The organism is Arthrobacter sp. M4, from assembly GCF_020251205.1.
GTDB lineage: Bacteria > Actinomycetota > Actinomycetes > Actinomycetales > Micrococcaceae > Arthrobacter.
The window spans coordinates 288081-303588 of sequence record NZ_JAIWYX010000004.1; the positions used below are offsets into that span (position 1 = coordinate 288081).

Below are 15508 nucleotides of genomic sequence, written 5' to 3' on the forward strand. Positions count from 1 at the left end.
ATGCTGCCAAATGACCCGGAGGTGTCGCAGTGACTCCCGCATCGGACGGTGCACGGCCGGAAGGTAAACCTGTCTCACTCTGGACTGTTACCGCCGGAACTACCGACTACCCCGCCTTGCGCGAGGACATGGAAGTCGATGTGGCGGTGATCGGGGCGGGCATCGCGGGGCTGACCGCCGCGCTTGCGCTCAAACGCGCCGGCCGCACGGTCGCGGTCATCGAGGCTGCCCGAGTCGGGACCGGCGTCACTGGCCACACAACCGGCAAAGTCACTTCCCTGCATCGGCTGGCCTATACCGGGCTCGCACGCAGCCACGGCACCGACACCGCCCGCACGTACGGGCAGGCGAACCAGGCCGCGATCGAGCACATTGCGCACGTCGTGGCCGGGGAGGGCATCGACTGCGACTTCCGCCGAGTCGCCAACTACACGTACACCGAATCCGACAATGCGCTGGGACTCGTCCGCGCCGAAGCCAACCTTGCCGCGCAACTGGGCCTACCTTCCACGTTCACCACCGATGTACCGCTACCTTTCGCGGTCAAGGGCGCGGTCCGGTTCGACGGGCAGGCGCAAATCCACTCCGTGAAATACCTCCAAGGACTTGCCCGGGCCGTAAACGGCGAAGGGAGCTTCGTATTCGAGCAAACACGTGCCCAGCGAGTGCACGACGGTACCCCCGGCGCTGTCGTCACTGAGCATGGCACAGTCCACGCACGGGACATTGTTGTGGCCACCAATGTGCCTTTCGACGCCCGCGGCCTGTTCTACCTGCGTTGCCACCCACACCGTTCCTACATCGTCGCCGGACGAGTGGACACCCCGCCCCTGGATGCTACGTTCATCAGCGCCGACGAACCGATGCGCTCCATTCTGACTCTGAACGTCGGCGGGACCAGTTACGTGCTGGCCGGTGGCGAAGGCCATCGCGTGTCCGAGGCCGGAGATACCAGGGGGCGCTACGGCAGACTCGCAGCCTTCGCCCACGATCGCCTGGACGCCACCCAGGTGGACTACCGCTGGTCTACCCAGGACGCGATGCCGCTGGACGGGATGCCCTACGTCGGACTCGCCTCCCCCTTTGCCAAGCACGTGTATGTCATCACAGGCCTTCGCAAATGGGGCCTGACGAACGGAACCGTGGCCGCGCTCATTCTTGCCGACACCATAAACGGCCAGAAAAACCCGTGGGCCCGTGTGTTCAACAGCAACCGGATCACCCCATTGGCCAGCGCCAGCCGGTTCGTCCGGGAGAACACCAAAACCTTCACGGCAATCCTGACGGGCAAACTCGCTAGCAGGCGACCCGGCCACGAAATCCTGGCCCCCGGGACCGGAACAGTCATCAAAATCGGCGGCCAGGACACAGCAGTCTACAAAGACGAAGAGGGGCAGGTCCGCACCCTCTCCGCAACCTGCACGCACCTGGGCTGCACCGTCGGCTTCAACCCCTCCGACACCACCTGGGACTGCCCATGCCACGGCTCACGATACGCCACTGACGGCACCGTCATCCAAGGACCAGCCACCAAAAACCTCGCCCCCGGACCGTCCCGCCTCCCGGAAGGCCTGGCCTAACAACGCACATCCCAGGGCGCTGTCCCCGGGGCGTCCACCAAGGGCGCCCCAAGAGACTAGCCGACAGGCTGGGACTCGGCCTCCCGCCGTCGGGCCTTCAACGCGGAAGCGCGGGTCCCGGACGTGCGGGTCCCGGACGCGCGACACCACGAGGGAACCGCCCTGGACAGCCGCATGTGCAGCCGCTCCGCACCTCCCATCATGCGGACCGAAATCGTCCAATAGGCGATACCTGCCATGACGGACAGCACCACGGCCAGTTCGGGCTGGTGTTCCTTGAAATCCGGGAAAATCACCCAGTGCGTCACGTAGATGTAGAGGGAAGCGCTGGCGATAACGCCCACCAGGCGGTGCAGGAAAGTAGGCAACGGGATGGCGGGAACCCACGCGATCAGGAGAATCCCAGCCACGATCGTTGCCTCGCGCCACGGGTTGTCGAAGTACCCCGGCACGGTCAGGACTATGAGAAGGGAAAGCGCCAGCCGCTGGGGCCACGTCCGTGCCCGGGCGATCGCCCAGCCCAGCGCGAAAAGCCAAAGCACCGGCCTGGTGTGGAGGATGTCGAACGGCACCAGGTTGTAGCGGAACAGCAATCCGAAGCCCATCAGCCCCACCGGAAAGGCGAGTGGGAAGCGCTTCTCCGCGCGGTGTGCCCACGGAATTGCCAGCAGCGCCATTATCCCCACGAGGCAGTACACCAGGACCTCGATGAACCAGAAGTGCCATGCGTCAGTCCACTCCACGGGCCCGATCATCGTATTCAGGAGGAACAGATTGGCTGTGGTGTAGTGGAATTTGTCGTCGGAGAGCAGCATCACGGCGGCAATGAAAGTCACGGTGGGCAGCACAACACGGGCGAGGCTTCGCAGCTGTCTGCGCAACCTGGGGAGTCGTTCACCGCCAAGCTGGAAGCGTGCGAAGTTGTAACCTGCGATTGCCATCAAGACGTGGGCGGTGCCCGGCCATTGGATCAGGTCAATGTGTGTGCTGATGATAGTCAGGATCGCCACGGCCCGAAGCGCAATACTCGTCTCCATCGGCGCGACGATCCGGCGGAAGCGCTTTGCGAACGCGGACCGCTTGGGCGTTCGGCGCGACAGGTCCTTGACGGGAGTGACGTGCCAGTTCGCGGGTAGGTGGCCCAGGGAGCGTTCAAGCCGCACAGAGGCCGCGACGTACGACAGCGAGTCGCCGCCCAGGGAGACGAAGGTATCATCGTCGCCGATGTCGTCGAGTTCCAGGGCGTCGGCGAAGATCCGCTTCACGTCGTCCGGTGAGCCGGCAGCAGCGGGGTCCGTGCCGTCGTCGGGCATTCCGTTGCCGTGTCCGGTGCCGCGCCCGACGGCGGAAGTCCCGACGACGGCGCCCGTCGCCTCAGTTGGCCCGGCTGGCTGGGCGGCGAGGGCGAGGACTGCCGGATAGTCGGTCTTTCCGGTGGCCAGGCGGGGCAGTTCCTCAACGGCGCGGATTACGACGGCGGCGCGCGGCAGCCCGAGGTCGCTCGCCAAAGTCTTGGCCAGCAGGCGCTCATCGTGTTGGCCCTCGACGGCCACTACCAGCTTCGCGTCCGTCCCGGCGCAGGCAGCCTTGATGCCCATCCCGGCGAGCAGCTTCTCCACCTGCCCGAGGTCGATACGCAGGCCTACAATCTTCACGAAGCGGCTGCGGCGTCCCACCACTTCAAACAAGCCGTTGGGGTGCTGGCGGGCAAGGTCGCCCGTGCGCAGTTCCTCGACGGTCCGACCAAGTCCGAGGTCCGCGGGAATCTGCGCGTAGCCGAGCATCACGTTGGGGCCGCTGTAGACGAGTTCGCCGTGCTCCAGGCCGGACACGGGATCAATCCGGAAGGAACCCCCTGGCACGGCCACACCGATGGTTCCCGAATTCTTCTCCGCAAGGTGCGGCGGCAGGTAGGCCATCCGGGCTGTGGCTTCGGTTGCCCCGTACATAACGTAGAGCTCCCAGCCCCTTCGCCTGCCGAGTGCGGCGTAGCGGGACACCGTCTCCGGAGCTAGCTTGCCGCCCGCCTGCGTAATGTAGCGCAGAGTGGGCAAATCCCGCTCCGCGAAGCCCGCCCGATCCAGCAGCTCGAAGGTGTAGGGAACGGCGGCGAAGGATGTCGCCTGGCGGTTTTGGAACAGTTGCCAGAAGCATTCATCCACCACGGACAAGCTGGTCAGCACCAATGCCCCGCCACGCAGCAGGTGGCTGTTGATGACTGAGAGCCCGTAGCAGTAATACATGGGCAGGGTGGTCATGGCACGGTCGTCCGCTGTGATGCCGAGGTATTCGGCGATGGACTCCGCGTTGGATTCGATGTTTTGGCGCGACAGCCGGACGAGCTTGGGGGAACCCGTAGAACCAGAAGTACTGAGGAGCAGGGCGAGGTCAGGATGCAGCTCGTGGATGGTGTGGGTGCGGATCTCGTCAATCTGCGGCTCGCCGGATACGGGAGCGCCTAGAGCACCAGACGCCCGAGCAGCCGACGCCGGCCGGATGACGACGTCGGGATCGTAGGCCTCTACAAGCGAAGCGAGCGCCGCCGGGTTGTCCGAGGGCGCCAGCAACAAGGGGTGGCCGCTCGACAGTGCCGCAAGGTAGGCCACCAGGGATTCAACGCTGTTATCCGCCGCAAGCACCACCAAACGGCGGGCATGGCCCAGGCGGTCAGCGAAATCCTGGACCCGTCCGGCCAATTCGGCGTAGGTGATCGACCGGGCGCCGGTGAGGATGGCGGGCCGGTTGCCGTGGCGGTCTAGGTCTGAAGCAAAAGAGACCCCCGCGAATTTAAGGGGGAAGTTCACCGCCCCAACGTAGAGGATAGCCTTACCTAACAACAACTGGAGTTAATTTGGAAACGCTTTCATGACGTAAATCGTCACGAGAGTTTGTACTGCGTTTGGATGGCGTCGGTTTGCCAAAGGTGGCCGCTTTCAGCCGTCCAAAGCGGCCACCTTTGGCAAACGACCGGGCAAACGGCCATTTCCGGCAAACGAACGAACCGAGGCGAACCGACTTCCACCCGTCCGCGACGTTCACCCGAGGCACACGGCCATTTCCGGCAAACGAACGAACCGAGGTACCGACTTCCACCCGTCCGCGACGTTCACCCGAGGCACACTTCCGGTTCACTGACGGGCCACAGACTGTGAACGATCGTTCGGCAGACTCGCGGGCATGACTGATTTCTCTCGCCGCACCCTCGTCAAAGGATCCCTAGCAGCCCTCGCCGCCGGTGGGCTGGCCACCGCCGGTGCTGCCGCCGTCGGGACCGCCCCCGCAAGCGCCGTGGCCGCAGCCCCGCTGGTCCGCCGTCGTCTCACGCTCCCCAGCGGCATCGCCACCGGCGATGTCTCCGCCGAATCCGCCGTCCTCTGGGCACGCTCATCCGACGCGGGCAGGATGGTCGCAACCCTGCGCGCCATCGACGACGCCGGAGACGTGTTGGGCGGCAAGGCAGCCTTCAGCCGCAGGCTCCGCGGCCCCTGGGCAACTGAAAACAGCGACTTCACCGCCAAGATCCACGCGGACAAGCTTCCGGCCAGGACCCGCTTCGCGCTGGACATCAGCTTCGAGGACGACGGCGGCGCCACCGGCCAGACGGTCAGCGGCACCTTCCGCACCGCTCCTGCCAGCAACGCGGATGCGGCAAACCAGGAGCAGCGTCGGCAGAGCTTCGTCTGGACCGGCGACACCGCGGGCCAGGGCTGGGGCATCAACGAGGAGATTGGCGGCATGCGCGGCTACAAGGCCATGCTGGACACCCGCCCCGACTTCTTCATCCACTCCGGCGACACCATCTACGCTGACGGCCCCATCTCCGCCACAGTCACGGAGAAGGACGGTCAAGTGTGGAAGAACATCGTCACGGAAGAGGTCTCAAAGGTTGCGGAGACCTTGAAGGAATTCCGTGGCCGGCACCGCTACAACTCGATGGACGCCAACATGCAGGCGATGTTCGCGAACGTTCCTGTCCTGGCGCAGTGGGATGATCACGAGACCCACAACAACTGGTACCCGGGCCAGATCATCGAAGATTCCCGCTACACCATCCGCGACGTCAACGTCCTGGCCGCCCGCGGCCGCCAGGCGTGGCAGGAAAACATGCCCATCTCTGAAGCTGCCACGCTGTGGCGGCCGGGCACTTACCAGGACGGCCAGTACCAGCCGGCCCGCATCTACCGGAAGATCAACCGCGGCCCGCAGTTGGACGTCTTCTGCCTGGACATGCGCACCTACAAGTCGCCCAACACTGACGGCAAGGAACCCTACGCCACCAACATCCTGGGCCAGGAGCAGGTGGACTGGCTCATCAAGGAAGTCAAGCAGTCCAAGGCTACGTGGAAGGTCATCGCCGCCGACCTGCCCCTTGGCTTGGTCGTCCCGGACGGCCCGGTCAACCAGGAGAGCCTCTCCAACCGCGACAACGGCGCACCGCTTGGCCGGGAACTGGAGATCGCCGGTGTGCTGAGCGCGTTCAAGAAGCACGGCGTCAAGAACGTGGTGTGGGTGACCGCGGACGTGCACTACTGCGCCGCCCACCACTACTCGCCGGAGCGCGCGGCTTTTACGGACTTCAACCCGTTCTGGGAGTTCGTGGCTGGACCGATCAACGCCGGTTCCTTTGGGCCCAATGCCCTGGACGGCACCTTTGGTCCCGAGGTTGTGTTCAACCGCGCAGGCCGCTTTGCCGGCGAGTCGCCGCGCGATGGCCAGAACCAGTACTTCGGCCACGTCGACGTCGGAACGGACGGCAGCTTCACGGCGAGCCTCCGCAACGCCAACGGTGAGGTGCTCTTCACGAAGGTCCTGACGCCGGAGCTATAACGCCTCCCCGCCCGGGAGTTTGTGTAGGTTTGCACCCCGCATTAGACGAGCGCAAATGGGTACAAGGTCTATACAGACTCCCGGAAGGCCGGGATGGATCCAGGTAACGGAGAGCGCGGCACATGGACCAGCATGAAGCCCCGATCCTCGATGGGCTGGTGGAGCACAGGCAATTGGACCGCTATGGCTTCACTCCGCCCGGGCATCGGCAGGGCCGGGGCGCCGACCCCCGCACCCTGGCAGCGCTGGGGCGGGAGACTTTTCAGGCGGATATCCTGGCCACGGCGGGCTTGGACGACCGTTCCTCCTCCCGCGGTCTGCTCAAGAAGGCCCAATCGCTCATGGCTGAAGCCGTGGGGGCGGAGCAGGCCTTCTTCTCCACCTGTGGCAGTTCGCTGTCCGTCAAGGCAGCCATCCTGGCCGTGACACGGGGAACCGGGGAAATCCTCATTGGCCGTGATGCCCACAAATCGGTGACTGCCGGGCTGGTGCTGTCCGGGCTTCAGCCTCGCTGGATCCGCCCGATGTGGGACTCCGAACTGCACATCGCCCATCCGCCGTCTCCGGACGCCGTGGAGGCCATGTGGCAGCGGCATCCGGATGCCGCGGCGGCCCTCATCACCAGCCCAACTCCGTATGGAACCTGTGCCGATCTTGCATCGATCGCCGATATCTGCCACAAACGTGGCAAACCGCTCATCGTGGACGAGGCGTGGGGTGCCCACCTCCCCTTCCATGACGACCTGCCAACCTGGGCCATGTCGGCGAACGCGGATATTTGCGTGGTCAGTGTCCACAAGATGGGCATGGGGTTTGAACAGGGTTCCGTCTACCACGTGCAGGGCGGCCTGGTGGACCCTGTCCGTCTATCGCAATGCGCCGATGTACTGGCCACCACCAGCGCCAACGTCATCCTGTACTCGGCGATCGACGGGTGGCGGCGGCAAATGGTGGAACACGGCCACGAGGAGCTCGCCCGGACGCTGGATTTGGTGGAAACAGTGCGCACCCGAATCGAACACATCGGAAGATTCCACGTCCTGCGGGACGAACTGGTCCGCAAGGAAGCCTCCCACGACCTGGACCCGCTCCACGTGCTGATCGACGTTTCCCAACTGGGAATCAGCGGATACCAGGCTGCGGACTGGCTCCGGGCCGAGCAGCGCATCGACGTCGGGCTGAATGACCACAGCCGGATTGAAGCCACGTTCTCCCAGGCCGACGGTGACGGGACCGCCGACCGCCTGCTCCAGGCTTTGACCGCCCTGGCGCAAGCCTCCGCAACCATGCCGGCTCCCCATCCGATGTTCCTCCCGGAACCTTCGGACCTGGAGATGGAGACCGTCATGCATCCGCGGGATGCGTTCTTTGGTCCCGTGGAAGTAGTGCCGGCCGAAGACGCCGCCGGTCGGATCGCCGCCGAGCAGATCACCCCGTACCCTCCGGGAGTTCCCGCCATCCTGCCGGGCGAGAAGATCAACGGGAAGGTGGTGGAATACCTGCGCTCAGGCGTTGACGCCGGGATGGTCTTGCCCGACCCCGCCGACCCGAGCATGAAGACCATCAGGGTAGTTCAGGAGTAACGCCATCCGCAGTATGCTCTGATCAGCACCGCTTTCTGCCTTGCCAAGGCACGACGGTCGGTGTTGTTCGCTTTTTGGGGAGGCCACTAACGAGGCGGGGGTCCGGTGGCAGAGGTGAAGCATGTGCGTCGGAGCCACAGTCTCCTGTGGTTCATCATTCCGGCAGGGGCGTCCCTGGGGATCCTGGCTACTGGGTTCAGCCGCGGAACCGGAACGGAAGAGGCGCAGACCTACGGCGATATCGCTATTCTGCTGGCAGCGTTAACTGCCTTCGTGAGCCACACGCGGGCTGCCATCCAGGCACGCGAGAACAGGGTGGCCCGGTGGTTCATGGCTGCCGGCCTGCTTGTTTGGGCCTCGGCCCAGGGGCTGTGGACGTATTACGGCGTCACCCTGGATCACGCCTACCCCTTCCCGTCTTTTGCGGACCTGGGCTTCACGGGGTACTCCATCCCGGTTGGCGTGGCCTTGCTCCTGCTGGCCCGGCGGTCCGGCCCTCGGCTGCCTTTTGTCCGATCCCTCCTTGACATCGGAGTGGTGGCCAGCGCCGTCCTATTCATGGCGTGGGGATCCGTGCTGGGGCCCGTGGCCTCCGATCAAGACGACGACCCGCTGTCCCACATCGCCCAACTGGCCTACCCCATCGTCGACGTCATGATGCTTTCCCTAGTCATCATCCTGACCATGCGGGCAGCAAGGGGCCACCGCCTGCCGTGGTTGTGCCTGAGTGTGGGCTTCCTGGTGCTTGCCCTCACGGACATCATCTACGTGAGGTTAACGTTCGACGGCGTCACGGGAACCACCGGTTCGCCCCTTGCCGTCGGCTGGGTGCTTGCCTTCCTGCTGGTCGGTTTCAGCCCGCTGCTCCCCGAATCGGAAGAGACCACGAAGGATGGCCGTGCCTACACGGCGGCATTGGAGCTTCTGCCCTACCTGCCCGTGTTCATGGCACCGTTCTTTTCGCGGAGCCGGCCACTCACCCTCAGTGATCCGGTCCTGGTCTTCACCGGGCTCACCGTGCTGGTGTTCGTCATCGTCCGCCAGGTGCTGATCGTCGTCGAAAATGTGACGCTCACCCGCAACCTTGAGTCCAAAGTCGCCGAGCGGACCGCCCAACTCGAAGACCTGGGCGCCATTGTGAACTCGTCCGGCGACGCAATCGTCGGAAAGACGGCGGAAGGTGTCATCACCAGCTGGAACCCCAGCGCGGAACGGATCTATGGTTACCCGGCGTCGGAGGCCATTGGCAGGAACAGCGATTTCTTCATCCCGGAGCACCTCCTGGCCATCGAGCACGCCATCCTGTCCGACGCAGCCAAGGACGGCAAAGTACATATTTATGAGACCGAGAGGGTCCGCGGTGACGGCAATTCAGTGGCCGTGGCAGTCACCATGTCCCCAATTCGCGGTCAAGACGGGATCCGGGGTGTGGCAACCATCGCCCAGGACATCACTGAACGCAAGGCAGCCGAGGCCGAATTGCTGGCGGCAAGGGAAGCCGCGCTGGAGTCCAGCCGGCTGAAATCCGAGTTCCTGGCAACCATGAGCCACGAAATCCGCACGCCGCTGAACGCGGTGATCGGCCTGACCTCGCTGCTGATGGATACTCGCCTCAGCGAAGCCCAGAGGCAGTACGCGGAAGGGGTCAAGGGCGCCGGCGAAGTCCTGCTTGCCCTGATTAACGACATCCTGGACTTCTCCAAGCTGGAAGCCGGGAAAGTGGAACTGGATATCGCGGCCTTCGATCCAAGACTGCTTGTGGAGGAGGTCGCAGGCCTGGTGGCAGAGGCAGCCCAGGCCAAGGACTTGGAACTCATTTCCTACTGCCACACGAACGTCCCGGCGAGGCTCCTCGGCGACGTTGTCCGAATCCGCCAAATCCTGCTGAATCTTTCGTCCAACGCGGTCAAGTTCACTCCGTCCGGCGAAGTGGAAATCCACGTGAAAATGCTGAGCCAGCGTGACGACAAAGCCGTCCTCCGTTTCGAAGTCAGGGATACCGGAATCGGCATCGGCGCGGGAGACCACCAGCGGATGTTCGAGTCCTTCGCCCAGGCCGATGCCTCCACCACGCGACGCTACGGAGGAACCGGCCTGGGACTCGCGATCTCACGGCGCCTCACGCAGGCCATGGGCGGCGAGATCGGACTCAGCAGCGAGGTGGGCCAGGGCAGCACGTTCTGGTTTGTGCTGGAACTCCCGATTGGCCAGGCTGTCGAGGACGACGCCGAACCGATCCCGGACCTGCTGACCGGGCTCAACGTGCTGGTGGTAGACGACAACGCCACCAACCGGCTGGTCCTGGAATCCCAACTCGCCGGTTGGGGAATGCGGCCGGTGGCCGTCCCGGACGCCCGCTCCGCCGTCGAAAAGGTCCATCAGGCGTCCGCTGCCGGCACGCCCTACGACATTGCCGTCGTCGACATGTGCATGCCGGAAACCGACGGCCTGCAACTGGCCCGCCAAATCAAGGCGGAAGAGGACACTCCGCCGCGCTTCATCCTGCTGACGTCCACCATGGAAGTGGACAAAGCCGGGCTGGCACAGGCGGGGATCCGCGAGCATCTCACCAAGCCCGTCCGCAGTTCCGAGTTCTACAACCGGCTCCTCCGGCTGATGGCCGTCAAGCTGCCGGCAGCCCGCGAACCTGCCCGCCAGGGAGCCGCGCCCAAGCCCGCGCGGTCGCTCGGCCGGCTGTTGGTGGCGGAGGACAACGAGGTCAACCAACTCGTCGCGCAGGGCATGGCAGCCCGCCTGGGCTACGACGTCGATATTGTCACCGACGGCGCCCAAGCGGTGGCCGCAACGGCCGCCACACGGTACGCCGCCGTCCTAATGGACTGCCACATGCCGGTAATGGACGGGTTCGAGGCCACGCGAACCATCCGGGGACGCAATGGAGAAGCCGGCCGGATTCCCATCATCGCCATGACGGCCGGAGCCATGGACGAGGACCGCGAGCGCTGCCTGGCGGCAGGCATGGACGACTACATCAGCAAGCCCGTGGACCTCACTAAGTTGGGGAACGTGTTGTCCCGCTGGGTGCGGCAGAGTGACGCGGGTGCGCAGACTGAGGGCCCGACGACGTCAAGTGACGCGGGTGCGCAGTCCGGGAGCCCGACGACGTCAGGCGCCGCGGGTGCGCAGTCCGGGAGCCCGACGACGGCAGGTGCCGCGGCGGAGTTGCCTCCCGAAGCGACCACACCGGGACTGCCGGCTCCCACTGAACTGTCGCCGTCGTCGTCGGGCCCTGCTTTGGACGCAGACCGGCTGGCTGTCCTCCGCGAACTCGGCCCAGGGGACGGGCTCGGGCTGCTCCCGGGGGCGGCGCGGGCGTTCCGCGACGAGGTGCAGCGGAGTGTCAGCACCTTGCGGCTGGCGCTGGAGGGCGGCGATGCGGACGCCGTGAGGCAGACTGCCCACAGGCTCGCAGGTGCGGCGTCCAACATCGGTGCCATGGGCGCGGCCGAACTAAGCAAGGAACTCGAGCGGATGGGCCGGGATGCCGGAGCGGAAGGCTCCGAGCCCGGCGTTGCGCTGGCGTTAACCGGCTCATCGGACGCAGCGCCCGCCATCCCGGAAGAAGTGCCATCGGAAGAAATACCAACGACGACGGCAGCGCCTTCAGATGACGCGTCGCCCTTTGTGGGTGGCCTGGAACTGCTGGCGCGGCTGGAGGCCGAACTGGCGGAGGCCGAAGCGGAGCTTGAGCGTTTGCTGTCAGAGTCCGGATGGGAGTCTGGTTCCTCATGAAGGTCCTGATCGCAGACGATGACCAGCTCTCGCGGATGATCACCAAGGCGGCCGTGGAGCAGTCCGGCCACGAGTGCATCGTTGCGGCGGACGGTGATGCGGCCTGGCAGCTGTTCCAGGAACATGCGCCCCAGGCAGTGGTCACGGACCTGATGATGCCGGGCCTGGACGGTCTGGCACTGTGCCGGGCCATTCGGGCGGCGGAAGACGGCTCGTACACCTACTTGATCCTGGTGACCTCACACGGCACCCGGAATGACGTCCTGGCCGGTATGGAAGCAGGAGCGGACGACTATGTCACCAAGCCGCTTGACCCGTTCAGCCTCCACACCCGGCTCCTGGCTGCCCAGCGAATCACGTCGCTGCATGCCGACCTGGCCCGGTACCGCCTCGCCCTGGCCGAACAGGCCCGCACCGACCCGCTGACCAAACTGCACAACAGGCTCAAGTTGTCCGAGGACCTGGACCAGCTGCACGCCCGCTGTGAACGCTACGGCAGGGACTATTCGCTGGCCATGTGCGACGTAGACCATTTCAAGAGCTACAACGATATTTACGGCCACCAGGCAGGCGACGCCGCGCTGGAGGCCATTGCCGGGGCCATAGCTCACCAAGCGAGGAAAGGCGACGGCGTCTACCGCTTTGGGGGCGAGGAATTCCTGTTTGTACTTCCCGAGCAGTCCCTCGCCGAGGCCCGTTTGGTGGTGGAAAGGGCCAGGGCGGCTGTGGGCGCGCTGGGCATTGTGCACAGCGGCGATTCCTCGGGGGTACTCAGTATCAGCGCCGGACTCGCCTCCTACGTGGAGGGACACCGCGTGGACTCGGAGCAGCTCCTCAAGGAAGCCGACCTTGCCCTCTACCGGGCCAAGGCCGCTGGTCGGAACACAGTGGCGGTGGCCGAATAGTCCCGTTCCCCCGCCATTTGAGTTTAGGCCGCCATCGCCAGCTCGGCGGCGTACTCTGCGATCGGGGCCACGATGCTCAGCTCGAAATCCGACTGCCCGGGATCAATGGAGGGCGGAAGGTGGTGGGTTTGGGAACATTCCTGCAGTTGCTCCAAGGCGGCTGCGTCAACCTTGGCGTGGCTGACGTCCACCACAAGGCGCAGGCCTTCCCGGAGATGGTTGGCGCGTTTGACTACTACATACAGTGCTTGAAGGCTTCGCGAGGTGACGTGGCCATGTGCTGCCACTTGCGCCTCGCCACAATCGAGGTCCAGACGAACAAGTACCCGGAGTTTGTCATTCACAATGCTCTCCCGTCCGTGGGTGGCCACGGCACAAAGGCCGGGGCCGGGCCGCGACGCTGCGGCCCGTGGCTGGCCGCGACGCTGCGACCGTGATCCACCCTAGACAGCAAATGTGATGCAGACAACATATTTCTTCGAAAAGGGGATATGACTTGCGGGGGACCCGGGACGCCGATAGCTTGGCGCGCATCGCGTTGTCGGTCCGGCTCTATATATTGAAACCATGACCCAGGCTTCCGCGTCCCCTGCCGATACATCCGCCCACACTGCTGACAGGGCTTCAGCAGTTCCGGCGGCACCAGTTGCCAAAAAAGTCCCCACCGAGCGCGTGCATCACGGTGACGTTTTCGTGGACCCCTACGAATGGCTCCGGGACAAGGAATCAGCGGAGGTCATAGCCCACCTCAAGGCAGAGAACGCATACCAGGAAGCCGTCACCGCCCATCAGGAGCCTCTGCGTGAAGCCATCTTCCAGGAGATCAAAGGCCGCACCAAGGAGACAGACTTGTCTGTCCCAAGCCGCAAGGACGACTGGTGGTACTACACCCGCTCTGAAGAGGGTAAGGAGTACGGCATCCAGTGCCGTGTCCGCGCCGCAACCACCGATGACCCGGTTGCCGACTGGACTCCCCCGGCGGTGGAGCCCGGCGTCGACGTGCCCGGCGAGGAGGTGCTGCTGGACGGCAACGTGGAGGCGGAGGGCAAACCGTTCTTCTCGGTTGGCGGCGTTGCTGTCACAGTGGACGGAAACCTGTACGCCTATGCTGTGGACAACTCCGGGGACGAGCGATTCACCGCGCGGATCAAGGACCTCCGCACTGGAGAGCTGCTGCCGGATGTGATCGAGAACGTGTTCTACGGCGTCGCTTTCTCCCCCGATGGCAAACGCCTTTTCTACACCGTGGTGGACGAGTCCTGGCGTCCGTACCAGGTCAAAGCCCACGTACTCGGCACGCCGGTTTCCGAAGACCAGCTGATTTACCAGGAAGACGACGTGGCCATGTGGCTGGGCTTCGAGCTCTCGTCCGACCGCCGCTACCTGGTTTTAAGCATCGGCTGCTCCGAATACAGCGAGACGCGGATGCTGGCGTTCGATAACTTCGACGCCGGGCTGACTACAGTGATCTCGCGGGACGAACGGATCCTCTACGAAGCCGAGCCCTTCCTGCAGCACCAGCCCGACGGCACCAGCGCGGAGCGGATCCTGCTCACGCACAACAAGGACGCCATCAACTCGATGGTCAGCCTGGTGGACCCTGCCGAACTCAGCAAGCCCCTGTCCGAGCAAAACTGGAGCACCGTCGTCGCGCATTCCGACCACGTCCGTGTCAACGGCGCCGGTGTCACCGCAACGCACGCCGTTGTGTCCATCCGGAAGGACACCATTGAACGCGTCCAGGTCCTGCCGCTGGCGGGGCTGGGAACCGAAACCCAGCAGGCCGCCGTCGAACCGGCCTTCGACGAGGAGCTTTACACTGCGAGTGTGTCTGGCACGGATTACAAGGCGCCCGTGATCCGCGTGGGCTACACGTCCTATTTCACGCCCTCCCGTGTGTACGACTTCGTCCTGCCCACCGAGCAGAAGCCTGCTGGCGAGCTCCTGCTGCAGAAGGAAAGCCCCGTGTTGGGCGGCTACGACGGCGACGATTACGTCGCCACCCGTGAATGGGCGACGGCGGCAGACGGCACCAAAGTGCCGCTGTCCGTGCTGCGCCACAAGTCCGTGCAGCAGGACGGCACGGCTCCGGGACTGGTGTACGGCTATGGCTCCTACGAAATGAGCATGGACCCCGGCTTCGGCATACCGCGGCTATCCCTGCTGGACCGCGGCATCGTGATGGTGATCGCGCACATCCGCGGCGGCGGCGAACTCGGCCGACACTGGTATGAAGACGGCAAGAAACTCAACAAGAAGAACACTTTCACGGACTTCATCGCCGCCACGGACTGGCTGGCGGGCTCCGGCTGGGTGGATTCCTCCCGGATCGCCGCGATGGGTGGCTCTGCGGGCGGGCTCCTGATGGGCGCCGTAGCCAACATGGCACCGGAAAAATACGCCGCGGTGTTGGCGCAGGTGCCCTTCGTGGATGCCCTGACCAGCGTCCTGGACCCGGAACTGCCCCTGTCAGCCTTGGAGTGGGAGGAGTGGGGCAATCCCATCACCGACCCGGACGTCTACGCCTACATGAAGTCCTACAGCCCGTACGAGAACGTCCACGCAGTGGCCTACCCCAAGGTTGCTGCCGTGACATCCTTCAACGACACCCGGGTGCTGTACGTGGAGCCGGCAAAATGGGTCCAGGCCCTGCGGAACGCCACCACAGGGCAGGAGCCGATCGTGATGAAAATCGAGATGGAAGGTGGCCACGGCGGCGCTTCCGGCCGGTACGTCCAGTGGCGGGAACGGGCCTGGGACTACGCCTTTGTGGCTGACTCCCTGGGCGCCAATGAGCTCTTGCCCGGAGCCGGGCTGAAGTAGCGGGATCGAAGGAGCACTTTCCACAGACTGTGAGGCG

8 protein-coding genes are annotated in these 15508 nt (G+C 64.7%); 6 read left to right on the forward strand and 2 right to left on the reverse strand.

Features of this window, described 5'->3' with window-relative positions; genetic code table 11:
* Positions 1-29 precede the first annotated feature (29 nt).
* Positions 30-1580 (forward strand): FAD-dependent oxidoreductase, encoded by a 1551-nt coding sequence (locus tag LD110_RS09765; protein WP_225498603.1) that lies wholly within the window; start codon positions 30-32, stop codon positions 1578-1580.
* A gap of 56 nt (positions 1581-1636) precedes the next feature.
* Here the strand turns inward: LD110_RS09765 and LD110_RS09770 are convergent, their stop codons facing one another.
* Complete coding sequence (locus tag LD110_RS09770; RefSeq protein WP_225498604.1) at positions 1637-4384, reverse strand: AMP-binding protein; 2748 nt, start codon at positions 4382-4384, stop codon at positions 1637-1639.
* A 373-nt stretch (positions 4385-4757) separates the two neighbouring features.
* On the opposite strand from LD110_RS09770, the gene LD110_RS09775 reads away from it, so the two are divergent.
* The 4 genes from LD110_RS09775 (at position 4758) to LD110_RS09795 (ending at position 12648) form a co-directional block, all read left to right on the forward strand.
* Positions 4758-6407 (forward strand): alkaline phosphatase, encoded by a 1650-nt coding sequence (locus LD110_RS09775; protein WP_225498605.1) that lies wholly within the window; start codon positions 4758-4760, stop codon positions 6405-6407.
* A 122-nt stretch (positions 6408-6529) separates the two neighbouring features.
* The gene (locus LD110_RS09780) at positions 6530-7990 is read left to right on the forward strand and encodes an ornithine decarboxylase (RefSeq protein ID WP_308012423.1); all 1461 of its coding nucleotides are present in this window, start codon (positions 6530-6532) and stop codon (positions 7988-7990) included.
* A 105-nt stretch (positions 7991-8095) separates the two neighbouring features.
* Positions 8096-11743, forward strand: coding sequence for a response regulator (locus tag LD110_RS09790; protein ID WP_225498606.1), 3648 nt, complete (start codon positions 8096-8098; stop codon positions 11741-11743).
* Positions 11740-12648, forward strand: coding sequence for a diguanylate cyclase (locus LD110_RS09795; protein WP_225498607.1), 909 nt, complete (start codon positions 11740-11742; stop codon positions 12646-12648). The genes LD110_RS09790 and LD110_RS09795 overlap by 4 nt, the downstream gene beginning before the upstream one ends.
* Before the next feature lie 23 nt (positions 12649-12671).
* Here the strand turns inward: LD110_RS09795 and LD110_RS09800 are convergent, their stop codons facing one another.
* Entirely contained in the window at positions 12672-12992 is a 321-nt protein-coding gene (locus LD110_RS09800) for a hypothetical protein (RefSeq protein ID WP_225498608.1), read from the reverse strand.
* A gap of 223 nt (positions 12993-13215) precedes the next feature.
* Between LD110_RS09800 and LD110_RS09805 the strand changes: the two genes are divergently transcribed.
* The gene (locus LD110_RS09805) at positions 13216-15471 is read left to right on the forward strand and encodes a S9 family peptidase (RefSeq protein ID WP_225498609.1); all 2256 of its coding nucleotides are present in this window, start codon (positions 13216-13218) and stop codon (positions 15469-15471) included.
* Positions 15472-15508: the final 37 nt, after the last annotated feature.

Bases quoted from the DNA above. Each gene is read 5' to 3' on its own strand.
- LD110_RS09780 (WP_308012423.1), top strand. From the start codon at position 6,530: ATGGACCAGCATGAAGCCCCGATCCTCGATGGGCTGGTGGAGCACAGG.
- LD110_RS09775 (WP_225498605.1), top strand. From the start codon at position 4,758: ATGACTGATTTCTCTCGCCGCACCCTCGTCAAAGGATCCCTAGCAGCC.
- LD110_RS09805 (WP_225498609.1), top strand. From the start codon at position 13,216: ATGACCCAGGCTTCCGCGTCCCCTGCCGATACATCCGCCCACACTGCT.
- LD110_RS09795 (WP_225498607.1), top strand. From the start codon at position 11,740: ATGAAGGTCCTGATCGCAGACGATGACCAGCTCTCGCGGATGATCACC.